Below are 21596 nucleotides of genomic sequence, written 5' to 3' on the forward strand. Positions count from 1 at the left end.
GCGGATGCAATCAAAACAGGAGTATAAAAAGCCCGAATGAAACACAGAATCTCACGCCGTGCATTCCTGAACGGATGCACGCTGCTGGCGGCAGCTGCTGCCGTAAGCAGTCTGACTTCCTGCGGAGGAAAGGAAGTGGAAGACAGCGGTCTTGCACAAATCGTTGTGGGAAGCGACACCTATCCACCTTATATCTATCTGAACAATGACGGTGTTCCCACCGGGATCGATGTGGAGATCGCCACCGAGGCGTTCCGCCGCATGGGGTATGCTCCCCGGTTTGAAACGATCGATTGGGAACAAAAAACAACTCTGGTGGAAAGCGGTGCCATCGACTGCATCTGGGGCTGCTTTTCCATGGATGGCCGCGAAGAGGTATACCGCTGGGCGGGGCCTTACATGGTGAGCCGTCAGGTGGCTGCGGTGGATGCCCACAGCAGCATCCGGACCCTCAGCGACCTTGCCGGTAAGACCATCGCTGTGCAGAGCACCGGCAAGCCGGAGGAGATCTTTCTCAGCGGCTCCGACCCGCGCATCCCGCAGACGGTGGATGTGCTCAGCATCGAAAACCGCAGCGTGCAGTATGCAATGCTGGCCTGCGGCTATGTGGATGCCATCGCCGCCCATGAGATGGCCATCCTGCAATACATGAAGGACAATGATGTGGAGTTCCGCATTTTGGAGGAACCGCTGCTGGTCACCGGGCTGGGCGTCGCCTTTGCCAAGAACGACACCCGCGGGCTGGACAGCCAGCTGACCGATACCCTTGCGCAGATGCGCGCGGATGGCACGCTGGAGCGGATCGTTGGCCGATACCTTGAAAATGCTTCGCAGTATCTGGAGGTGGACACCGTTGGCGCGTAAAAACAGAACCACCCCGGATAAAAGGATATGGACAGCCTATCTGATCATCGGCGTGCTCTTGATGGCCGGTGTTGCTTTTTTCTCCAGCTGGCGGGCAATGCGCACAGCAGAGGAACGCTTTTGCCAGACCCTTGAGTTTGTCAAATCCCAGTCCACCAGCTTTGAAAAGCACAACGATACCATCACGGCAAAGGCACTCCGCCGCACGGCGGTCGCAGTCCATCAGCTGGCAGAGAACCCTGCGCTTGACCTCTCCGACCCGCAGTGCCTGAACAGGCAGACAGAAAAGTTCTGGCTCACCGGCATTTCGGTTCTGGGACCGGATGGCACGCTCCGGTGCGAGTCCACGACCAACGGCATCGGCTATGACCGGTTTGGCGACCAGCTGAAAAATGACGCTGTTCTGGACGTTTTATCTTACCCGCGAAAGACCTATGTGAAGCGCGTCCTGCTGGAAGATGGCTCTGCCGTGGATGTTGCGGCGCACCGGGCAGAAAGCACAGAGCTGCTCCTGCTTGCCTACCGGTACACCCCGGCGGAATTTGTGGAGGAAACAGCGCTGTCCATCCAGAGCGTACTGGATGGCTACCCGGCAGAAACCAGCGGCACGCTGTTCATCGTGCAGAACAATCAGGTTATTGCCGCAAACAGCCCGGAGCTGATGGGGCGGGATATTGCAGGCAGTCCGCTGGTGCAGGGGATCCGCAAAGCCGGGGCCGCAGAGAAGCTGACCCATACCCGGGACTGGAACGGCTCCGGCTGCTATTTCGGGATGTTCTGCCATGGCAGATCCTTCGATCTCTATGCATATACGGACGAAAAAATAATCTTCCGGGAGGCGCTTTTGCTGATCCTGACGGTTCTGGTTGGCTACATCCTGCTTGTAATGATCCTTCAGCTGCTGCGCCGCCGCTCCGTGCAGGAGATGGAGCTGCAGAAAAAAGAGCAGGAGAGGAAGTACCAGACCCAGCTGGAGGAACAGAACCGCAAGCTGGAGATCGCGCTTCAGCACGAGGGGGCGGCAAACCGCGCCAAGCGGGAGTTCCTGTTCAATATGAGCCACGATATCCGCACCCCCATGAACGCCATCATCGGCTTCACCTCGCTGGCTGCGACCCATATCGACAATAGGGAACAGGTGCTGGACTACCTCAAAAAGATCTCCACCTCCAGCCAGCATCTGCTTTCCCTCATCAATGATGTGCTGGATATGAGCCGCATCGAGAGCGGAAAGGTAAAGATCGAGGAAAAAGCGGTGCATCTGCCGAACCTCGTCCACGATGTGCGCTCCATCATTCAGCCCAATGTTTCGGCAAAGCGGCTGTCGCTTTTTATTGATACCATGGATGTGGAAAACGAGGATATCATCACCGACCCGCTGCGGCTGAACCAGATCCTGCTGAACATTTTGTCCAATGCCATCAAGTTCACTCCCACAGGCGGCATGATCAGCATTCGCATTGCTGAGAAAAACGGTGCGCCTGCGGGCCGGGCCTGCTATGAGTTCCGCATCAAGGACAACGGCATCGGCATGAGCGAGGAATTCCAGAAGCACATCTTTGAGGAGTTCGCCCGTGAGGAAAACTCCACCGTCAGCGGCATTCAGGGTACCGGCCTCGGCATGTCCATCACCAAGAACATTGTGGACCTGATGGGCGGCACCATCGCCATTGAGAGCGAGCCGGGCAAGGGCAGCGAGTTCATCGTGAATCTCTGCTTTGCGCTCAGCGGACAAAAGGTGGAACTCAGGCAGCTCCCGCAGCTGGAAGGGCTGCGGGCACTGGTGGCGGACGACGATACCGACACCTGCCTGAGCGTCAGCACCATGCTGTCCAAGATCGGGATGCGGCCGGAGTGGACGATCTCCGGCAGGGAAGCGGTGATCCGCACCCGGTATGCCATGGAGCAGGGGGATGAATTCAGCGTTTACATCATCGACTGGCTGATCCCCGATATGAACGGCATCGAGATCGTGCGGCAGATCCGCAAGGTGATCGGAAAAAGCTGCCCCATCATCATCCTGACCGCCTACGACTGGTCCGATATTGAAGAGGAAGCCCGCGCGGCCGGTGTGACCGCCTTCTGCGAAAAGCCGCTGTTCCTCTCGGAGCTGCGCAGAGTGCTGGCAGAGCCGTTCGGTGCAGAGCCTGACTGCAGGCCGGTGCAGCTGAACGCGGAGGCCTTCAAAGGGAAAAAGATCCTGCTGGTGGAGGACAACGAGCTGAACCGTGAGATCGCAGTGGAGATCCTGAAGGAAGCGGGCTTTGAGGTGGAATCTGCCGAGGATGGCGAGATCGCCGTCCGGAAGATGAAGCAGGCGGCAGACGGACAGTATGACCTGATCCTCATGGACATCCAGATGCCCAACATGGACGGCTACGAGGCAACGCGGCAGATTCGTGCGCTGCCGGATGCCGCAAAGGCTGGCATCCCCATCTTTGCAATGACGGCAAATGCCTTTGAGGAAGACCGTCAGAACGCACTGCAGGCCGGTATGAACGGCCATATTGCAAAGCCGCTGGATATTCCGCACCTGCTGCAGGTCCTTGCAGATGTACTGAAATAAACAGCGCCCAAAAGCAAAAGCACCCACAGCAAGCGCCACAGAGGTTTTGAATCTCCGGTGAGCAAATTGCTGTGGGTGCTTTATTTTTTTATGCCTGACAGGCGGCTTGTTACAAAATTTTGCGCAGCTCCTGCACAAGGTCGCCGATCACGATGGGTTTGGACAAAAAGCCGGTCATGCCGCTTTCCAAGGCATTGCGGCGGTCTTCATCGAATGCGTTGGCAGTCATGGCAAGGATCGGGATCTTTGCCAGTGCAGGGTTGCCCAGTGCGCGGATCTGCCGGGTGGCGGTATAGCCGTCCATCACTGGCATCTGCACATCCATCAGCACCAGATCATAGCTGCCCGGTGCGGCAGTGCTTACCTTTTCCACCGCCACGGCACCGTTTTCCGCCGTATCGACCCGGAAGCCGTACTCGCACAGGATCTCCTGCGCGATCTCACGGTTCAGCTCGTTGTCCTCTACCAGCAGGATGTGCCTGCCCTTGAAGTTGGTGTTCTTTTCCGGCAGCAGCTCCTGCGCCGCATCCGTCTGTGTCTGTCCGATGGCGTTCATCAGGGTCTCGCGCAGGTCGGATATGAACATGGGCTTGGAGCAGAAGGCGGTCACACCGGCAGCCTTTGCCTCCACCTCAATGTCGGACCAGTCGTAGGCGGTCAGGATAATGATGGGCGTATCATCGTTCAGGCTGCGGATCTGGCGGGTGACCTCGATGCCGTTCATGTCCGGCAAGCGCCAGTCGATGATATAGGCATGGTAAGCATCGCTCATCTCGATGGACTGCCGTGCACGCAGCACCGCTTCCTTGCCGGAAAGGGTCCACTCGGCACGCATTCCCACCTTGACCAGCATCTTTGTCACGCTGTCGCAGGTGTTGAAATCGTCATCAACCACCAGTGCCTTCAGGCCTTCCAGTTCGGTGATCTTTTCCACCGGACGGTGCTCGGCCTGCGCACGCATCGGCACACGAATGATAAACTCGCTGCCCTTGCCCTGCGCCGTCTGCACCTCGATGGTGCCGCCCATCATATCCACGATGTTTTTGGTAATAGCCATGCCAAGGCCGGTGCCCTGGATCCGGCTTACCGTGGAGGTGCGCTCCCGCTCAAACGGCTCAAAGATCTTTTTGGCGAACTCCTGGCTCATGCCGATGCCGTTGTCCTTGACGCGGAACTCGTACTGCCCGCAGCCGCGCACCGCTCCGGCAAGCTGCCGCACCCGCACCGAGACCGTGCCGCCCGCCGGGGTGAACTTGATGGCGTTGGACAGCAGGTTCAGCAGCACCTGATTCAGCCGGGTCTTATCACAGTAGACATCCTCATCGGTCACATCCATGGCATCCATATAAAGCTCCAGCTGCTTTGCGTAGATCTGCCCGCTGACGATGGTTTTCAGGTCGTGCAGCACATCCGAAAGGTTGACTTCCACTTCTTCCAGATGGATCTTTCCGCTTTCGATACGGCTCATATCCAGCACATCGTTGATGAGGGAAAGTAGATGATTGCTGGAAGCGAGGGTCTTGGCAAGATAATCCTTCACCCGGTCTTTATCGTCAATGTTGCTGAGTGCCAGCGTGGTAAAGCCGATGATGGCGTTCATGGGGGTGCGGATGTCGTGGGACATATTGGAAAGGAAGGTGCTCTTGGCGCGGTTGGCCGTTTCGGCAGCTGCAACGGCATCCGAAAGCGCCTGGTTTATCTGTTTGTCGGCGGTGCGGTCGGACATGACAAGGATATACTTTGTCCTGCCTGCTACATCGCTGCCCATGGCAACGATGTGGAACCAGCGCAGCTCTTTTGTCTCCTGATGCATATACGCCGCATCCCACTCGCGCTGTTCCCCGCGGTGAAGCCTCTCCAGAAAGTTCTTGTCACGGTCCGGGTCGTCTTTCGGGTGCAGGTTCGCCAGAACATGGACATCCTGCCGCACTTCTTTCCACGGGATGCCAAGCAGCCGTTCGACGTTGGGGCTGACATAATCCACCTTGGAGGTTTTTGCGTCCAGCATCAGGAAAACGTCGTCCACGTTCAGCGAAAGCTTTTGGAACAGCTCGTCCCGGTACAGGATCTCAGTGTCCTTCCGGCGCAGGGTCGTATGGCTTCTGCGCAGGATCAGCAGGATGATCAGCACAGCAAGGCCAAAGGCGATGCTCGCCACGATCTGCACCGTGTGGAACCACAGCTTATCCAGACTGGCATTGACGATGCTGACCGGCACAAGCCCCACCATCGTCCAGTTCTGGACCGCGGTATTCTCGTAGACCAGATAATAACTGATGTCGCCCAGTTTGACCCTCAGGTTTCCGCTGCGGCCCTGCGCAAAATCATCCGAAAGGGCAAGAATCTGTTCCTCAGAAAGGTCGGAATGGTCGCGCAGCATCGCAATGAAGTTGTAAATAATTTCCTTGCGGTTTACGGAATTGTCGATGACCACCCGCCCATCCGGGTAGATCACATAGTTGCTGGCATTGCCCTGAAAAGCAGAGTTGTCCAGCAATCGCAGCACAGCATCATTATAATAGGTGATGGCAACAGCATCGTAGGCAAAGCCCCGGTAGCTGCCCTGCGTTTCGGGGCAGATGAACGCAAGCATCGGGGCTTTGCCGGGCAGCGCCGTATTCACGACGATATCCTCGCCATCGGAGAGCTTTTCGTCCAGATTGGTCTGCAGGCCAAGGTAGCCGGTTTCCCCGGTCACGGTCGTGTAGTTGCCGTCATAGGAAAGAAAGTAGAAGTCAACAAATCCGGTTGCCTGCTGTGCTTCCTCGATATATGCCTGAATTTCATCCTCATTCGAGGTGCTTTTCAGAAAGCCGTTGTACAGATGCAGATAGGTCAGGTTTTTGCGCACCATCTCTTTCAGCATACTATTGGATTTATACAGTACCTCTTCCAGATGCGAGGTGCTTTCCTGATAGATGGTCTGCGACACAAACGAGATGTACCGGACGCTGAAACCGGCTGCCAGAAAGACCAAAAGAAGGATGGCAGCGGCGGCAAGCAGCCACTTGTGCCGGGAATAGCAGCTGCGTTTGGATTCGTGCTTTTCGTCTGCCATCCCGCTCACCTCAGTGTCATGTAGTTTTCAGGCTCTGCAAGCACTGCCTTGCCGCCGGAAACGTAATCTGTCCATGTGGATTTTACCCACGCATCTTCGCCCGCAGACGTGCCGCTTTCGCTCGCAGGCAGCGCTGCCATCTGCTTTTCCGTTGCAAGGCAGGTCACGGTAACGGTGTCGCCATCCCCCAGCGGCTGACCGTTCCGGGTGATGCCGGTCAGGGTATAGCTGCCGTTTGCCTCTTTTACCTCCACGGCAATGCCGCTGACCACCGGCAGAGAGCCGCGGTTGAAGGGCACAAACCCGCCCTCGCAGCCTTCCACAAAGGCGCGGACGGTCTCTTTCAGCTCCGCACCGGTCATGGTGCGCTGGCGGGACATCAGACCGTTCGGCATGATCATGGAAGCCGCCATTTTCTGGTTATAATCCGCCTGCAGCACACTGCCGGTAAAGCTGTTTGCGGTGGCAAGCAGCACATCGGTGCCATACACGCCGCGCAGCGTGTTTGCCATCACGGAGAAGGCAGCGCTGCCGCCGTTTGCGTGGAATACGTTGGAATAGGCCTTCCCGGAGGTCAGCACGGTCTCGTTGTCGGCAGGCTCCTCTTCGGCAAGGAGCTTGGCATTGAAGGCCTGATACGCCTGCGCAGCGGTAAGCTCGCCTGCAATCATTTTGGAGACCACATCCTTGGAAACGGCAAAGAAATCGTTGGAGGCGATGCGGATATACATGTGGTTTTCTTCCACTACGCTGCGCACGTCTTTCAGATACTCGGTCAGGCGCAGGGGGACGTTCTGGCTGTAGCTCAGTACGTCCTGCCCCTCCGAGACGATGCGGTTCTGCGCCTGTTCGGAGAGCATGACGTTCAGCACCTTCATGGCTTTTTCGCGGCGCGCAGTGTCCTGCTCCAGATCCCGGTTCAGGGCAACTTGGAAATAGGGGGTGGTCATGATCCACTGTTCGCCGTTCTGGCTGAAGAAGGGCAAAAAGGTGGTGTCGATGCCCTCATCCTGAAACATCTTCACGCCGGCAGAGCTGCCAAAGTACATGGCAACTTCTCCGTTCCGGAACATCCCGGTCACATCGTCGTAATTCAACGCAAGATCGTCTGCCGTAAGGTGGGTATCCTGAATGAACTGCTCCATCCGCTCAAATGCCCCCGGCCACACGGTGTCGTCCAGACCGACCCGTGCGGTGTTGGCGGGGTCGCTGTAGGCAGTACGCCACTTGCGCCCCGCGGTGGTGGTAAGCTCGGCAGCGGAAAGCCCCTGCAGCGTTTCCATGCAGGTGTAGTCGTAGGCGTAATCGGCGGTAAAGCCGCGGATGCCGATCTTTTCAAAAGCCTGACAGGCCGCTGCAAAGCTTGCGTAATCGGTGGGCAGGGGAATATCGTACTGCTCAAAAAGGCTGCGGTTGACCACAAAGCCGTGGGCATCCGCGCACACCGGCAGCCAGTTCACACTGCCATCCTCGTTTTTGAAGCTGTTGAGGTAGGTGTTGTACACAGCGCCCGCCTCATTGGTCATGGCAAGGTTCATCAGGCTGTCCTTCAACGGTGCCGCATCGTGCAGCGAGAAGCGGCAGCAGGTGATGATATCCGGCAGACCGCCGTTCTGCTGCAAAAACTTGTAAAAATCCAGATCGTTGTTGCCTACGATGAATTCAATGTTCACGTCCGGCAGCTGCGCCTGAACATAGGGCGCATAGTTTTCGTACAGGCTGGTGCTCCACAGATACACCTGAATGGTCTGAGCGTCTTCCAGCTTCTGTGTTCGTTCCGCATCTTTTCCGCTGCATCCGGTGAGCAGGGATAGCCCCATCACCAGTGCCGCAAGCATGGAAAATAGGCGGCGCAATGTTTTTGTTTTCATCCGATCCTTCTCCTCACACTTCTTGGGCAGCCATCGTCTTGCGGTTGGCTGCTTTGGCTTACTGATCATACATCACCGCCCGCAAGAGTGTGCGCTGTAAAACCCACCCACGGAAAGGATGCCGCAATTTTTGCGTCTTTTCTGTTTTGCGCTCTCCCTCTACCGCGAAGGGGCACAGAATGACAGAGATATAAAAATATTTTACCACTCCCATGAAGGATTATCAATAAAATTTCATAGATTGATCCATAAAAACTGTAGGGGATTACAATAGATGTGTTACAAAGTGAAAAAGACGAATGAGTCGTTCTGTGGTACAGTTAAATTGCTACACCAAACATCACAGAAACACATCATTGACAAACCTGCATTGTGAACTCAAGGAGCCTGTCCAAAAGAAAGCATAAAAATGCGCATAACGCCCTATGAAATGGTGTTGCGGGGCGTTTTATTTTGCCTTGTTTTGTGGGCGATGTTGCGGTTTATGCTGCGGTTTTGCGAAAACTTGCGAGACTAAATAAAAAAATCCTACGGAATTACGATTTTAAACGTAAATTCGTAGGATTTCTGGAGCTACTGACCTGATTCGAACAGGCGACCTGCTCATTACGAGCGGGCAAGGAATTGAGAATAAAACACATAAATACGATAAAAATATAAACAACGTGCGCCACTTTTGCGCCACTGCAAATTAGCCGGTCTGTTTTTTGAGATAGGAGTCCAGACGATTGATCTTCTTTTTCTTGAATTTTTTGTCAAGAGAAGTGTAGATGCCGAGGGTGACGCTGATATCCTTATGACCCATTTGATCGCGGGCGGTGAGAACATCGACTCCGGCAAAGTACATCAGGGTACAAAAGGTGTGCCGCAGCTGGTGAGGTGTAAAGGGTTCAATGCGCATGGGCAGGCCGCCTGGGCGCTTTTTGCTTTCTTCGCCGTGATAGCCGTACTTTGCATTTAGATCGGCCATGTAGCTGCTCCACAGAGTTTTCCATGCCTGCTCTGTCATGCGGTGGCCCTTTACAGTATGCAGTACATACAAGCAATCGTCTTGTTGAGTTTTGAGATAGTCCACAAGGATCTTTGGAATATTAACGACCCGGACACCGGCTTCTGTTTTGGGATCCTTGATTTTTTTATCCTTGAAATTATAACCGCTGTGAACGGTGATCGTGGCTTCTTTCAAATCGACATCGGCCCAGGTGAGGGCGGTAGCTTCGCCGCGGCGGAGACCTGAGTAAAGCAGTAGCATGGCAGCACGCTGGGCGCGGTGAGGCATTTCGCGGATCCACTGCTGCTGTTCCTCTGTGATAGGCTCACGGTGCTCAGGATCAGCACCGGCAGGGCAGGTGGTTTTAACAATGGGATTGTATTGTACCACTTCTGGGATAGCGAGTTCATAGGCAGCCTTGGCGCTGCTGCGCAGATTGGACAGCGTGAAGTGGGACAGTGGGGGGTTGCCATTGTGCCACTTGGCCAGAGAGTTAAGAACCCGCTGAAAGTCGGCAGTGCGAAGGTCTGCTGCAGGCTGATCCAGAAGCGGACCCCAATGGTTTTTATTGTCTTCATAGCGGTCGAGACTCTTTTGCCCGATGCCTTTGGCTGTTTTGGCAGCAATCAGGTTATCGTACAGAGTGGCAAGGGTGGCTTTGGATTGGGCGGGATCCATTCCCTTGCCCAGTGCTGCGCGGTAAGCTTCGGCAGCAGCACGCGCTGCCTTTGCGGTGGAACCATAAAAGCTTTTGTATTTGGGCTTACCGGTTTCATCTTTGCCGATGCAGACACGGTAGCGGTAACGGCCATCGGAACCTTTTTTGTTTGCCATGTGTACACACCTCCTCTGAAAAAATTCTGGGTTGCAGAAGGATCATATTGGATTTACAATAGAAAAGCGGAGACGCGACGGGATTTGCAAGGCATTCCATGATAGAAACTCCTACTTTTCTTTTGGACAGACAGCAGAGCAGAGAACCCCTTGGCTGGAAACAGCTGAGGGGTTCTTTGCGTTTGTAAAAAAGGAGCGCCGGGTGGGCGCTCAAAAATCAATGGACGGTTAAAATATCAAGCCAATTATCAGGAAAACCCAATTCAGAAAGTTGAGCAGAGGGATGTGCTATAAAGCAATCATGAACGGCGTTGACAAATGCGCTGCGGTCAGGAATGGGAAGTAAATGCCAAAGAGCATATACATATCCGAATGGTTTTGTGCCGTAAGAATTGATGGATTTAGGCATTCTTGCGGGAGGATTAACACGCTGTCGATGATAAAAGCGGGAACCATGTGCAGCGATGTTGCGAGCAACAACAGCACAATGAGTCCAGTTTTCAATGTATTCACGAGAAGAAATACCATAGAACTCACGAGCAATGGCAGCACGGTCTTCCGGCAGCAGGTTACGGTACATCATAGAAACCTGATCAAAGGTCAAAACCTCAACGATAACCCAAACAGGATATACGTCGTTCAAATCCTTATGATGATGTAAAACAAATGGTTCATCTTTTCGCAAGCCGAGAGATTTGGAAAGGCCATTCAAAAGTTTAGCGTGCCGCCAGGGATCTTCAAAATGATTTCCATCCAGATAGCCGACCGGACCGTATTGGCGGGCATGGTAGTAAGCAATATAGGCTTTGAGGTTGGTTTCTGCAATAGCTGCAGCGTGAGAGATAGCAGCACGAAACTGTTCATCAAACTGATAAAGGTCGATGATTGTAGAAAAAGATGAGTCCTTTAAAAATTCATCTTCTCCAGTAGAAGGACTTTTGTGCCGCAGCGTGAGGGAATAGGCACTCAGGCGATAATAATTCTTTTCCCGAAGCCACTGAAGGGCCAAAGCATCATCGGCAATTGATAAGCCGCGCCTTTTCAGAATTTGGAGCTGCTGCTCATAGGTACAAAAAGATTTTGTTTCAGGCATATTGGACATCCTCAAAAATTGACATAAAAAAAGACCCGCCATGATACGCATAGATGCAATGCACCCAGAGGCTTAGCGGGTTCCGTTACATGTATTATACGCTTTGGCCCGCCGATTGTAAACAATTTTTACAGCGAAAAGTTGCGAGAGCAACGGAAAAATTTAAAATTGGGGCTTGACAAGCAATAAAAATTCAAGATTTCTTCATGAACAAGACATAAATGAGCTGCTTTGGTCGAAGGCAAGGCAGCTTATTTTTTATACTTTTACACTTTACCACTTGGAAGGTGGTTTAATTTGGTGAGGCTTCAGAAAAACCGTCTCGGTAGCCTTCTGAGTAACCATCGCCGAAACCGCTATCGTAACCATCATCATAGCCTTCATCATAATTGTTACGAATGGTTTTGTTTTCATTTAGACAAAACTCATAGCCTGCTGACCAGCCGCTGTTATAATCTTTTTCCTGTTTGTCTTTGCGCCCGGCATTCCAGCCCTCAGAATATCCATCGTTCTGGGCGTCACGGACTGCCTTTTGATAGTACGGTGATTCAGGCTTGTAAAAGTTATACTGGCCTTCGCCGACACGAATGCCAAAATACAAACCGGTGCCCAGTATAAAAAGAAAAAGTAAAATTCGTAAAATAATGCGCTTTTTGTCAGAATCCACAATGATATCCTCAAATACACTACAGCTGCCGAAAGGCAGCTTATTTTTTATGCTTCTTTTGTGCCCAGGCCAGACGAAGCATATTTTTTATAGCGCCCGGTGAGCACCAGATCATCTACATAATCCACGGCCTTCTGCTGGCCTTCCTCATTGAGCTGATCGAAGGACGACAGCAGCGCGGACTGCTGGGGGGTAAGAGAACGGGATTCGGAAACGTCTAACGAAAAGCTGTCCTGGTACAAGAAATTTGGCTCTACCTGAAGAATGTCAAAAATTTTTAGAAGAACGTCCCATTTTGGACTGCTGACACCGTTTTCATAGTTTCCTATAGCGCTTTTTGTAACGCCAAGCTTTTCTGCTAGGTCCTGCTGTGTAAGACCGGACTGCTCACGGGCCTGTCTGAGACGGGTTGCGAAGGACACTTGTAACACCCCCTAAAATTGTCGTTCTATGGTCAGTATAAAGGCGCTGCCTTGAAAAGTCAAGATAAAAGTACAAGAAATTTGTACAAAGCTCTTGACGAAACAAGAAACTTGTGCTACTGTAAAAATGTCCAAGAAACTTGTACATGAAAGGAGCGTATGAAATGAGTGCAACGGACATGATTTACAAAATTATTGATGAAAAATGTTTGAAACAATCTGCGGTGGCAAGGGCGGCAGGGTATGACCCGAAGAAGTTTAACGCACTGCTACGTGGCAGGAAGCGGCTGACATCAGACGATGTTGTACCGATTTGTAAGGCACTGGGAGTTACTCCGAATGAACTTTTCGGAATTGACCACCCCACCACCCCGGAGAAGAGCGCATGAAAGGAGATAACCATGGAGCGTTATGTGATCGTGATCCCGGCGGACGAGGAGCAGAAGGCACGGCTTGTGCGCTGCGATGACGGGGATACCTGCAAACTGGAGACGCTGCAGGAGCTGGTGGGCGGCTGCATTGAGACCGCCGAAAGCTGCCTTGCAGCGAACTGGGCGCGGGAGGATGTGGACAGCATCCAGCTGATCGTGAACGAAGAAGGCCTTTTGCAGGAACTGCCCTTCAACGAGCGGGCGACCGACCTGTACCAGTACCGCTACATGAGCGGCATTGTGGGCACGGCGGTGCTGATGGCAGCGCGGGAGGACGAGCTGATCGGCTTTGCAAAGCCGGTGTGCGAGACCATCTGCGGCGAGTGGGACCTTGCGCTGGAGGAAGCGGGCGAAGAATGCCGGTGCCAGACCTTCAGCCCGGACTGAAGGGAGGGATAACCATGCGGAAGGCGCGAATTTATGATGCACGGCAGCTGCCGGCATACCTGAGCACGGCACAGTACGCCGAACTGATGAGCATTGACAAAAAGACGGTGCAGAAGATGTGCCGCAGCGGGCTTTTGCCTGCCGAAAAGGTGGGACCGCGGCTGTGGCGCATTGACAAGAACCGGGCACTGGAACAGGGAGCGCTGGACCGAACAAACAAAAAGCCCGCCGGTGCGCCAACACCGACGAGCCCAAAGGGTGATGGAATTTGAAAGCCCCATCGCCCTTAATGATATCACATCAGAAAGGATTTTACAAATGAAAGGTATTTTAGCTGAACCGGGCGCAGAGCCCGTTGTCACCACCCTGCCGGACAGCCTGTGGGCCATTGAGAACCGGCTGGGCACCCGCAGTGAGATGATCGTACTGCCCCGCACCCCGGCGGTGCTGTTCGTGGGCCGGTACGATGGCCCCATCCAGCCCGCCAGCCTGCTGAATCGGACGTACCGAGGCCGCCAGCTTTACGGCCCTATCCTCTGCTATGGCTGGAAGGGCAACAACATCCAGCCCATGAGCAAGGATGTGCAGGCCGAGATGCTGGACCGCCTCAAGGACACGGAGGTGCGGGTATGACGGACTACATCATCAGTTCCAAACTTTCCAACGAGACGGCTTATGCCTATTACCGTGGACGGCTCTGGCACTGGAACGGCAGCATTTGGAAAGAAAGCCGCATCATGACGCATAGATTTGAGCTGGCCAGAGCGGCAGACAAGAATCTGACTCCGCAAGCATTCCTGACCAACGGCGCGGAGTTCGCCCCGTTGGATGAGTACGAAATCGACTGCGCAATGCTGGACGCGTTGAAAAATGCCAAGCCCTGCAGGAACGCGCCCGTTGAACCGGCGGAAGAACACCCTACCCCATCCGCGCAGTGTTCGGATGCTGCCACTGCTGCGGAAAGCCAAACTGCGGCATCCCCGGCAGCGCCGGAGGGGTCAAGCCCTACGACGGAGACGGCAGATGCTGCCAGCGGCTCCGATGCTCCGGGCAATGCAACCGGAAAGAACACTGCACCATACGCTGGCTCCGGCAGCTCTTCTGACAAGTACCTGACCTTCATCCCAGAGAGCATGGCACCGAAGTTTGATTACTCCGGTTTGTCCGACCAGACGGTGGCTGACCTGCATGCAGGTAGGCGCGGATCTATGATGCGCGGCAGCTGCCGGCATATCTGAGTCCGGCGCAGTATGCTGCGCTGATGGGTGTGAACCTGAAGACCGTACAGAAAATGTGCCGTACCGGGCGACTGCCTGCCGAAAAGGTGGGGCCGCGGCTGTGGCGCATTGACAAGAATGCGGCGCTGGAGCAGGGGGCGCTGGACCGAATAAACAAAAAGCCCGCCGGTGCAGCGAACACCGACGAGCTTACAGGGTGATAGTTTTGAGCCACTATCACCAGAAGTTTAACACGAAACAGGAGGAAACACAAGTGAAACTGAAAGCAACCATCCGGGCAAGCCTGTGGTACATGGCAGCTATGGTGACGGCCATTGGCGCGCTGCTGGTATCCAGCGGCATTGAGCACAGCGCGAACGGCTGGGAAATGCTGGGCTGGGCCGCTGCGGCGCTGATGCTGCTGGCGGCAGCGCTGGCCATGCTGGGCCTTGGCTGCTGTGCGGACAAGGAAAGCCGGAAAGGCAACAAGGCACACAAAGCCCCGGCGGACACGGTGAAGCCGAAAAGCCGGAGAAAGGCGGGCTGAGATGCGGCCACCGATGAACATGACACCGGATGAAACGGAGATCTGGCAGCGGATGGAGCAGCACGGCGAAGAGCTTGTGCGGGATATGGGTGCGGCCCTGCTGCAGGCCGACCGGCTGCCGGAGTGGATGAAGGAATCCGCTGTGAACATGCTGTGCGACAAGCTGGCGGATGCCAGAGCGCTGGCTGCCAGCTGGATGAACGACCGCGGGGAGCCGTGAAAGGGAAACGAAGATGATCTTGGAAGAATACCGTGCCCGGATGGCCGAAGAGCTGAAAAAGCTGGACTGGCAACACCCGGCCGACAAGGAAAGCAGTGCATACCGGCTTTTGAGCGAAGCAAGCCGGGACAAACGGCTGAGCACACAGGACTGGATTGCACTGTTTGAGCAATACCGGGAAGGAGTGAAACAGCAGTGAAGCAGAAAATGAACCTGCGGCAGGAGCTGGATCTGACGCGGGACGGAACTGCGGAAATGACACGCTGGTGCATCATCATTGCGCTGCACCAGTGCTTTGGTGTAGGCAAGGACCGAATGAACCGGATCGAGCTGCGTGCCGAAGAGCTGGGCTTGGAAAGCCTGAACATTGCCATGCAGGCGAACGGCAAAGGAATGCCCAGCACCGACCAGAGCAGGGCGATGCGGGACAACTGGATGCCGGAGGGCGTGGAGCCGGAGTTCCGGGTGCCGGTGCTGCGTGCACCGCGTACCCGGCGGGAGCAGCAGCTGCGCATGGCGGGCGATGTGGCCGCCAGTATGGTATGGACCTTATACGCAAAGACGTGCATGGAGCTGTTGGGATATGGTGCCGGGCGGCTGAACCGATTGAAGCAGGAGGCTCTTGCCAACTACCGGCAGGTGAATGAAGAGGGCCGTGCGGACGGGCTGGATGTTGCCATGGAACATCTGCGCAGATGTGCCTGCGACGCTTTGCAGACCGACGACATTATTGTGGAAGACATCCCGGACGAAGAGCGGGCAAAACAGGCAGACCGGGACTATGAGGAACAGAAAGATGCTTTCTTCCGGCGGAACATGGCCGGAGCCATGGGCCGCTGCGCTGCGCCTGCAGGCACGGCAGTGCTGGCACCGGGTGAGATCAAAAAGAAGATCGAGGCAGTTCTGCAGCAGGCAGCTGCGCCGGAAAGCTGGGAGAGGAGACGTTTAAGATGACGCTGAAGGAAGCCATGATCTACCGTGGCGAAAATGAAAGCACGCTGGCATTGACGCTGGCCACAAGGCCGCTTGATGTGCGGCGATGGTGCAAGCCCGGCGGGCTGGAAAAGCTGAGCGCCCAGAGGCTGCAGCAGCTGGCAAAAGCGCTGGACGGCGGGGTGCTGATCACCGAAGACGGTGCGGAGTTTGAACTGTATGGAGGAAGAGTGTGAGCAAGGACAAATACAGAATGACCCGCAAGCAGATCGAAAAGAAGCTGGCGGCAAAGTGTGGCGTGCAGGTACGCGAAGTACACGAGGTGATCATGAAAGACGTTGCGAACCCGCTGAAGCGGAGGCAGGAAGCATGGCAGACGGCAAAGCACCGGTATGCGCAGCAGGAGGTGCGCCGGTGACAAAGCAATACGTTTACAGCTTGTACGACGCAAAGACCGGAGCACTGCGTGCAAAAGGCACACCGCAGGAGCTGATGGAACAGGGATACTACAACCGCGCTGAAAGCGTATGCACGGGCTATGCCCACCAGAAGAAGAAAAAAGCAAAGCCGAAAAAGTGGCGGCTGGAACGGGAAGAAAAGCAGCCAAAGCCGAAAGCAGAACCGGACCACAGGACCGGCACCCAGATGCGGGAGGTATGGTTTTACAGCATGTTTGACGCGGACGGAAACCTGTTGCACGAAGGCACGGCCGCAGAGCTGGTAGAAAAGGGACTGTTTAAGAACACACAGACCGTGACGAATGTTTTTTATGCCGGGCACTGCAGGCCGCAGGGCATTTACAGCCTGACACGGAAGAGGATACGGCGGGGCGTGCTGTGCAATGCGCCGGGAGCCAGAAGCAGCGTGCCGAAAAAGAGCAGGCCGCCGATCACGGGAATTGAGAAGCCGGACGAGCTGCAGCGTGCTGTGCATGAGCTGTGCCTTTACAACGCTGCGGCCCGGAAAGCAGGCAAAAAAGAGCTGAGCTACGGCTACTGGGCTGCAGAGGGAAAACCGGAGGCACCGGCATGATCACATGGTGCTGCAAACCAGACTGTCCGGGAAGGAACCCGGCGTGCCATGGGACGTGCAAAAAGTACAAGGCATGGGCGGCTGCGGTGAAAGCAGAAAAAGCCTACACAAAGGACATGGTATCCCGGGACAGAGTGAACCGGAGCGACTACGTAAAGGAAGGCTGGATGGCGCACAAAGGACAGCGCAGACGAAAAAGATAACAGAGGAAGCCCCTGGCAAAAGGATGCCGGGGGCTTTGGCGACAGCGCAGCAGGATAAAGTCTGCCGGGTGCTGCCGGAGCGTACCGGCGGCAGGCGGGAGCCTTTATACCATTTATTTTATAGCAGGATGAACCGTTTTTTACAGCGTCCGGGGTGGGCGCTTTGGGGAGCTAGTATACCCGTTATTTCTGTGACGGTGATGGGCACAGAAGAGAAAACAAATACCGGCAGCATACCGATGCAGGAGGACGGCCAGATGAAGAAGAGCTACATTCGGGAAAAGAAATACCGGTGCGGCAGCGAGTACATGGCCGTTGGCATTTATGCAGTGACAGATCAGGAGCATCGCAGGCGCGGCAAGAAGCACAAGGAGAGCGACCGGGGCCAGAAAGAGCGGAACAAGCACGCCAGCTTACGCCGCAAGCAGCGCAAGGCCATTGCAAACTTTGGCCGGGACGGCTTTTTCCTGACAGGAACATACGAAGAGTTCTATCTGCCGGAGGATTTTGCAGCCTGCAGGCGGGATGTGGAGAACTACAAGCGGCGGGTGATCGGTGCCACGGTAAAGCGTTTTGGTGTGAGCCGGGACAAAGTGCGGCTGATGCTATGGGCGGTGCGCAAAGGCGAAGCTGGACGGCTGCACATGCACGGCTTTGCCGAATGTGTGGGGATGGGAGCTGCTGACCGGCGGGAATGGCGCGAAATGCTGGAAGATCTGTGGCGGCGGCGCGTGCCGGGAACAGGCGAGTACGAGCCTTTGGGCACCATGAACGCCGACCGCATGGACATGAAGAAGCTGCTGGGCGTGGACGGGCAGGGCAAGAACGGGACCATAGGCTACATATACGGCCACAAAGAGCGGGCCTGCATTGAAACACGCAATCTGAGCCAGCCGGAAGAACTGGCACCCAGCGACACGAAGTGGAGCCGCCGCCAGCTGCGCAAGGGCTGCACCGAATGCGCAGAGAATGCCTACTGGTGGGAGCAGCACTATCCGGGTTTTGAGGTGGTACAGGTGATGATCTATGACCCCGGACAGCTGTACGAAGCGGACAGGCCACGGCCAGACGGATGGGAGGCCACCGAAGCGCAGGCGTATCTGATCCTGCGGCGGAGAGGGTTTGCGAAAGTTCGCACCTGACAGATAAAATTATTTTATTTTGCGTGTAATAATTGCGCGAAACGCGGAGAAATACACAAAATCAGCGTAAAAATGCGCGGACAGTGACGGAAACGGGCCGAAACTGCGAATGAAGGGAAATTTTGGAAAGCAGATAGAGCCGTGAAAGGCGGTGGACGAGTGACCAGACAGCAGAAGAAGGCTGTGAGAAAGGCGCTGCGGCAGTACGGGCGCAAGCAGAAAGCAGCGGACGCGGCAGGCTGTGCGGCCGCAGGGCCGGACCCATGGGGACGGGTGATCCGGCAGGTGCTGGACTACTATGCCGAGGTGGACGAGACCTGTGCGGATCTGCTCAGGCTGCGGTATCTGGAAGAGCGGCCGGAGGCGGAAACAATCGAAAGGCTGCACATTGGGCGGACGACCTACTACCACAAGGAGCTGGAAACGCTGAGCACGGCAGCGGTGTTTGCTGCAAAAGCAGGGCTGATCTGAAACACTGGGTGCGGATGCATCCGGTGGTTTTGTGATGCAACAACGACGACCGCCGCCAGTGGCGGAAACAGGGAGGAGTTGTTGGGGCCGTGGCCAGCAGGATGCAAGGCCCGCCCCAAGGGCCGAAGCAGACGCTGGGAGCCACAACCCGTACTCGCTGCGACGACCGCAAAATGTCCGCAGTGTTTTTGCAGGCTGTTTGGTGGTAGGCTGAAAGCAACAGCACAGGAAGGAGGGCCGGGCATGGCTGAGCGCAGATACTGCAAAAACACCGTGCCGGGCAGGCAGGGCCGGGGCAAAAAGTACCCGGCAAAGGTGCGGGCCGAGGTGGTGATGGCCATGATCGGCACAAACTCCATCTGTGCGGTGGCGAGAAAATACGGTGTGCCGGAGAGCACCATCCGCAGCTGGGTGGCAGAGGAAGCAAAGAAGCCGGACGGAGAATTTGCAAAAGCACGGGCCGAAGCGGCGCGGGAAATCGCAGCCAGAGCGGCGCTGGGCGCAAAGGCACAGGTGAGCTACCTGCAGCAGCGCGCAGCAGAGAACCAGCGCGCCGCCGAGATACGGACGAAGCTGCAGCAGCGTCTGGATGAGGATGCACGGGCCAAAAACTATGAGCTGGGCGTGCTGCTGAAGAGCGAGGAAGAAAACCTGCAGGACGCTGCCGAGACAGGCCTTGTGATACGCAGCGCACCGGGGACCTACGACCGGCAACTGACGGACGAAGAGCGCACCGAGCTGGAAAAGCAGCTGGAGCGGTACGAGAGCTTTGCCATGAGCGACAAAGACGCGGCCAAGGTGACAGCGGTATTGCTGACAGCAGCAGAAAAGGCTGCGGCACTGGTGCCGAAGGACGAAGGCAGCGGCCAGAGCGCGGCCCCGGCGGTGCTGATGGAGCGGCAGGACGAGGGCGGGCAGCAGGAGGTGGTGCTGGATGGCAGCGGAACTGTATAAAAACCGGCTGGTCATCTGGCGGCCGCAGCCCAAGCAGGCAGCCTTTATGCGCCGCAGCGAGGACGAAGCGCTGTACGGCGGGGCAGCAGGCGGAGGAAAGAGCGATGCACTGGTGATCGAAGCACTGCGGCAGGTGGACATTCCGCACTACCGCGGGCTGATCGTGCGGAAAACCTACCCGCAGCTTTCGGAGCTGATCGACAAGACGATGCAGTACTACAAGCCGGTATTCCCGAAAGCGCGGTACAACGCTTCCAGCCACGTATGGACCTTTCCGAGCGGGGCGAAGATCTACTTTGGCAGCATGTTCCGCACACAGGACAAATACAACTATCAGGGCAAAGCCTTTGATTTTATCGGCGTGGACGAGCTGACCCACTTTACCTGGGAGGAATACAGCTACCTGATGAGCCGCAACCGACCTACCGGACCAGGCACGGCAGTGTACATGCGGGCCACGGCGAACCCCGGCGGCATTGGCCACGGATGGGTGAAGGCGCGGTTCATTACACCGGCACCACCGGGCACGAGAATGGTGCAGCTGGTGGATGTGAAAAAACCGGACGGCAGTATAGAAAAGCTGCGGCGGACAAGGGTGTTTATCCCGTCCACGGTGTTTGACAACAAAAAACTGCTGGAAAACGACCCGGGGTATCTAGGCACGCTGGCAAGCTTACCGGAAGCGGAAAAGCAGGCGCTGCTTTACGGCAACTGGGACAGTTTTAACGGGCAGGTATTTACCGAATGGCGCAACGACCCGGCCCACTACGAGGATCAGCGGTGGACGCACGTGATCAAGCCGTTCCGCATTCCGGCACACTGGCGCATCTGGCGCGGGTACGACTTTGGCTATGCAAAGCCTTTTTCCGTTGGCTGGTATGCAGCGGACGAGGAAGGGCGGCTTTACCGTATCAAGGAGCTGTACGGCTGCACCGGCGTGCCCAACGAAGGCTTGAAGATAGACCCGGTAGAGCAGGCGCGGCGCATCAAGGAAGCGGAGGAAAACGACCCAATGCTGCGCGGGCGGCACATTACCGGCGTGGCAGACCCGGCTATCTTCAACGAGAGTCAGGGCGAGAGCATTGCGGCCATGCAGGAAAAGCACCCGAATTACATCTTCTGGACACCGGGCGACCACACGCGACTTGCAGGCAAGATGCAGCTGCACTACCGGCTGGCATTTGACGGCGAGGGCAGGCCGATGTTTCAGGTATTTGATACCTGCAGGCATTTTATCCGCACCATTCCGAACCTTGTGTACGACGAGAGCCGGGTGGAAGACATTGACACCACCCAGGAAGACCACATTTACGACGAGTGCCGGTATGTGCTGATGGAAAACCCCATCAGCCCCAGAAAGACCGAACCGGTGCAGCCGATGAAAGATGACCCGCTGGACATGGACAGACGTAAGAGCCGGACGCGGGTGATGAGGGTGTGAAACGATTTGAATGCCCACCGCGTGCGCTCTGGGCATATGCAGCGGAATTTGATTTTTATTTTTCGCATTTGTCGCGGCCTGCGGGCCGCTCCGAATGCATTTTCACGAGAAGAGACCCTAGCGATAAACGGCATCAGGAAAAAGGAGCGGGAACGTGGACGGAGGAAAATTTGAACAGTTTATCAAGCACTTCGATGAAGCACCATTGGTGGGGGAAAACGGCTTGACGACAGAGCCGGAACTGCCCGCACA

Annotated in this window: 25 protein-coding genes; 19 read left to right on the forward strand and 6 right to left on the reverse strand. The window is 55.7% G+C overall.

Annotation, left to right across the window (positions count from 1 at the left end):
- The first annotated feature begins 36 nt into the window (after positions 1-36).
- Entirely contained in the window at positions 37-864 is an 828-nt protein-coding gene (locus DXA66_RS10855; protein ID WP_118528855.1) for an ABC transporter substrate-binding protein, read from the forward strand.
- Complete coding sequence (locus tag DXA66_RS10860; RefSeq protein WP_118528857.1) at positions 854-3430, forward strand: response regulator; 2577 nt, start codon at positions 854-856, stop codon at positions 3428-3430. The genes DXA66_RS10855 and DXA66_RS10860 overlap by 11 nt, the downstream gene beginning before the upstream one ends.
- 109 nt (positions 3431-3539) lie before the next feature.
- On the opposite strand, the gene DXA66_RS10865 is transcribed toward DXA66_RS10860, so the two are convergent.
- The 6 genes from DXA66_RS10865 to DXA66_RS10890 all read right to left on the reverse strand — a co-directional run bounded on the left by DXA66_RS10865 (position 3540) and on the right by DXA66_RS10890 (position 12366).
- On the reverse strand, positions 3540-6488 hold the full coding sequence (locus DXA66_RS10865; protein WP_118528859.1) for a PAS domain-containing hybrid sensor histidine kinase/response regulator: 2949 nt from the start codon (positions 6486-6488) through the stop codon (positions 3540-3542).
- A 5-nt stretch (positions 6489-6493) separates the two neighbouring features.
- Entirely contained in the window at positions 6494-8359 is a 1866-nt protein-coding gene (locus tag DXA66_RS10870; protein ID WP_118528861.1) for an ABC transporter substrate-binding protein, read from the reverse strand.
- A 691-nt stretch (positions 8360-9050) separates the two neighbouring features.
- Positions 9051-10184 carry a site-specific integrase gene (locus tag DXA66_RS10875; RefSeq protein ID WP_118528863.1) on the reverse strand — a complete coding sequence of 378 codons (1134 nt, stop codon included), beginning with the start codon at positions 10182-10184 and terminating at the stop codon, positions 9051-9053.
- Positions 10185-10401: 217 nt separating this feature from the next.
- Positions 10402-11277 (reverse strand): Abi family protein, encoded by an 876-nt coding sequence (locus tag DXA66_RS10880; RefSeq protein WP_158576378.1) that lies wholly within the window; start codon positions 11275-11277, stop codon positions 10402-10404.
- Positions 11278-11569: 292 nt separating this feature from the next.
- Positions 11570-11944, reverse strand: a complete 375-nt coding sequence (locus DXA66_RS10885) for a hypothetical protein (protein ID WP_118528867.1) — start codon at positions 11942-11944, stop codon at positions 11570-11572.
- Between the two features lie 47 nt (positions 11945-11991).
- The gene (locus DXA66_RS10890) at positions 11992-12366 is read right to left on the reverse strand and encodes a helix-turn-helix domain-containing protein (RefSeq protein WP_118528869.1); all 375 of its coding nucleotides are present in this window, start codon (positions 12364-12366) and stop codon (positions 11992-11994) included.
- A gap of 164 nt (positions 12367-12530) precedes the next feature.
- Here DXA66_RS10890 and DXA66_RS10895 point away from each other — a divergent pair, with 164 nt between their 5' ends.
- The 17 genes from DXA66_RS10895 to DXA66_RS10980 all read left to right on the forward strand — a co-directional run bounded on the left by DXA66_RS10895 (position 12531) and on the right by DXA66_RS10980 (position 21344).
- Positions 12531-12755, forward strand: coding sequence for a helix-turn-helix domain-containing protein (locus DXA66_RS10895; protein WP_158576380.1), 225 nt, complete (start codon positions 12531-12533; stop codon positions 12753-12755).
- Positions 12756-12767: 12 nt separating this feature from the next.
- On the forward strand, positions 12768-13184 hold the full coding sequence (locus tag DXA66_RS10900; RefSeq protein WP_118528873.1) for a DUF3846 domain-containing protein: 417 nt from the start codon (positions 12768-12770) through the stop codon (positions 13182-13184).
- Between the two features lie 14 nt (positions 13185-13198).
- On the forward strand, positions 13199-13456 hold the full coding sequence (locus DXA66_RS10905) for a helix-turn-helix domain-containing protein (protein WP_158576381.1): 258 nt from the start codon (positions 13199-13201) through the stop codon (positions 13454-13456).
- Positions 13457-13502: 46 nt separating this feature from the next.
- Positions 13503-13817 (forward strand): hypothetical protein, encoded by a 315-nt coding sequence (locus DXA66_RS10910; RefSeq protein WP_118528877.1) that lies wholly within the window; start codon positions 13503-13505, stop codon positions 13815-13817.
- Positions 13814-14422 (forward strand): hypothetical protein, encoded by a 609-nt coding sequence (locus tag DXA66_RS10915; protein WP_118528879.1) that lies wholly within the window; start codon positions 13814-13816, stop codon positions 14420-14422. The genes DXA66_RS10910 and DXA66_RS10915 overlap by 4 nt, the downstream gene beginning before the upstream one ends.
- Before the next feature lie 23 nt (positions 14423-14445).
- Positions 14446-14622 (forward strand): helix-turn-helix domain-containing protein, encoded by a 177-nt coding sequence (locus tag DXA66_RS10920; RefSeq protein WP_118528881.1) that lies wholly within the window; start codon positions 14446-14448, stop codon positions 14620-14622.
- Between the two features lie 53 nt (positions 14623-14675).
- Positions 14676-14948 carry a hypothetical protein gene (locus tag DXA66_RS10925; RefSeq protein ID WP_118528883.1) on the forward strand — a complete coding sequence of 91 codons (273 nt, stop codon included), beginning with the start codon at positions 14676-14678 and terminating at the stop codon, positions 14946-14948.
- Between the two features lies 1 nt (position 14949).
- Positions 14950-15168 (forward strand): hypothetical protein, encoded by a 219-nt coding sequence (locus tag DXA66_RS10930; RefSeq protein ID WP_158576383.1) that lies wholly within the window; start codon positions 14950-14952, stop codon positions 15166-15168.
- A gap of 13 nt (positions 15169-15181) precedes the next feature.
- The gene (locus DXA66_RS10935) at positions 15182-15367 is read left to right on the forward strand and encodes a hypothetical protein (protein ID WP_118528887.1); all 186 of its coding nucleotides are present in this window, start codon (positions 15182-15184) and stop codon (positions 15365-15367) included.
- Positions 15364-16122 carry a hypothetical protein gene (locus DXA66_RS10940; RefSeq protein ID WP_118528889.1) on the forward strand — a complete coding sequence of 253 codons (759 nt, stop codon included), beginning with the start codon at positions 15364-15366 and terminating at the stop codon, positions 16120-16122. The genes DXA66_RS10935 and DXA66_RS10940 overlap by 4 nt, the downstream gene beginning before the upstream one ends.
- On the forward strand, positions 16119-16337 hold the full coding sequence (locus tag DXA66_RS10945; protein ID WP_118528891.1) for a hypothetical protein: 219 nt from the start codon (positions 16119-16121) through the stop codon (positions 16335-16337). The genes DXA66_RS10940 and DXA66_RS10945 overlap by 4 nt, the downstream gene beginning before the upstream one ends.
- A complete protein-coding gene (locus DXA66_RS10950) occupies positions 16334-16519 on the forward strand; it encodes a hypothetical protein (RefSeq protein WP_118528893.1) in 186 nt (61 codons plus the stop codon). Before DXA66_RS10945 ends, DXA66_RS10950 begins: the two co-directional genes overlap by 4 nt.
- Positions 16471-17133 (forward strand): hypothetical protein, encoded by a 663-nt coding sequence (locus DXA66_RS10955; protein WP_147365175.1) that lies wholly within the window; start codon positions 16471-16473, stop codon positions 17131-17133. The genes DXA66_RS10950 and DXA66_RS10955 overlap by 49 nt, the downstream gene beginning before the upstream one ends.
- A 460-nt stretch (positions 17134-17593) precedes the next feature.
- A complete protein-coding gene (locus DXA66_RS10965) occupies positions 17594-18478 on the forward strand; it encodes a hypothetical protein (protein WP_118528899.1) in 885 nt (294 codons plus the stop codon).
- A gap of 159 nt (positions 18479-18637) precedes the next feature.
- Complete coding sequence (locus DXA66_RS10970; RefSeq protein WP_118528901.1) at positions 18638-18949, forward strand: SqdX protein; 312 nt, start codon at positions 18638-18640, stop codon at positions 18947-18949.
- A 243-nt stretch (positions 18950-19192) separates the two neighbouring features.
- On the forward strand, positions 19193-19903 hold the full coding sequence (locus tag DXA66_RS10975; protein ID WP_118528903.1) for a helix-turn-helix domain-containing protein: 711 nt from the start codon (positions 19193-19195) through the stop codon (positions 19901-19903).
- A complete protein-coding gene (locus tag DXA66_RS10980; protein ID WP_118528905.1) occupies positions 19884-21344 on the forward strand; it encodes a terminase large subunit domain-containing protein in 1461 nt (486 codons plus the stop codon). Before DXA66_RS10975 ends, DXA66_RS10980 begins: the two co-directional genes overlap by 20 nt.
- Positions 21345-21596 lie beyond the last annotated feature (252 nt).

The organism is Faecalibacterium sp. OF03-6AC (assembly GCF_003478175.1).
Classification (GTDB): domain Bacteria; phylum Bacillota; class Clostridia; order Oscillospirales; family Ruminococcaceae; genus Faecalibacterium; species Faecalibacterium taiwanense.

What these genes read in the sequence shown, in the direction of transcription:
- DXA66_RS10900 (WP_118528873.1), top strand. Translation starts at nt 12,768, where the DNA reads ATGGAGCGTTATGTGATCGTGATCCCGGCGGACGAGGAGCAGAAGGCA.
- DXA66_RS10935 (WP_118528887.1), top strand. Translation starts at nt 15,182, where the DNA reads ATGATCTTGGAAGAATACCGTGCCCGGATGGCCGAAGAGCTGAAAAAG.
- DXA66_RS10870 (WP_118528861.1), bottom strand. Translation starts at nt 8,359, where the DNA reads ATGAAAACAAAAACATTGCGCCGCCTATTTTCCATGCTTGCGGCACTG.
- DXA66_RS10955 (WP_147365175.1), top strand. Translation starts at nt 16,471, where the DNA reads ATGGCAGACGGCAAAGCACCGGTATGCGCAGCAGGAGGTGCGCCGGTG.
- DXA66_RS10980 (WP_118528905.1), top strand. Translation starts at nt 19,884, where the DNA reads ATGGCAGCGGAACTGTATAAAAACCGGCTGGTCATCTGGCGGCCGCAG.
- DXA66_RS10975 (WP_118528903.1), top strand. Translation starts at nt 19,193, where the DNA reads ATGGCTGAGCGCAGATACTGCAAAAACACCGTGCCGGGCAGGCAGGGC.
- DXA66_RS10905 (WP_158576381.1), top strand. Translation starts at nt 13,199, where the DNA reads ATGCGGAAGGCGCGAATTTATGATGCACGGCAGCTGCCGGCATACCTG.
- DXA66_RS10930 (WP_158576383.1), top strand. Translation starts at nt 14,950, where the DNA reads ATGCGGCCACCGATGAACATGACACCGGATGAAACGGAGATCTGGCAG.
- DXA66_RS10945 (WP_118528891.1), top strand. Translation starts at nt 16,119, where the DNA reads ATGACGCTGAAGGAAGCCATGATCTACCGTGGCGAAAATGAAAGCACG.
- DXA66_RS10910 (WP_118528877.1), top strand. Translation starts at nt 13,503, where the DNA reads ATGAAAGGTATTTTAGCTGAACCGGGCGCAGAGCCCGTTGTCACCACC.
- DXA66_RS10920 (WP_118528881.1), top strand. Translation starts at nt 14,446, where the DNA reads ATGGGTGTGAACCTGAAGACCGTACAGAAAATGTGCCGTACCGGGCGA.
- DXA66_RS10855 (WP_118528855.1), top strand. Translation starts at nt 37, where the DNA reads ATGAAACACAGAATCTCACGCCGTGCATTCCTGAACGGATGCACGCTG.
- DXA66_RS10915 (WP_118528879.1), top strand. Translation starts at nt 13,814, where the DNA reads ATGACGGACTACATCATCAGTTCCAAACTTTCCAACGAGACGGCTTAT.
- DXA66_RS10895 (WP_158576380.1), top strand. Translation starts at nt 12,531, where the DNA reads ATGAGTGCAACGGACATGATTTACAAAATTATTGATGAAAAATGTTTG.
- DXA66_RS10965 (WP_118528899.1), top strand. Translation starts at nt 17,594, where the DNA reads ATGAAGAAGAGCTACATTCGGGAAAAGAAATACCGGTGCGGCAGCGAG.
- DXA66_RS10880 (WP_158576378.1), bottom strand. Translation starts at nt 11,277, where the DNA reads ATGCCTGAAACAAAATCTTTTTGTACCTATGAGCAGCAGCTCCAAATT.
- DXA66_RS10875 (WP_118528863.1), bottom strand. Translation starts at nt 10,184, where the DNA reads ATGGCAAACAAAAAAGGTTCCGATGGCCGTTACCGCTACCGTGTCTGC.
- DXA66_RS10865 (WP_118528859.1), bottom strand. Translation starts at nt 6,488, where the DNA reads ATGGCAGACGAAAAGCACGAATCCAAACGCAGCTGCTATTCCCGGCAC.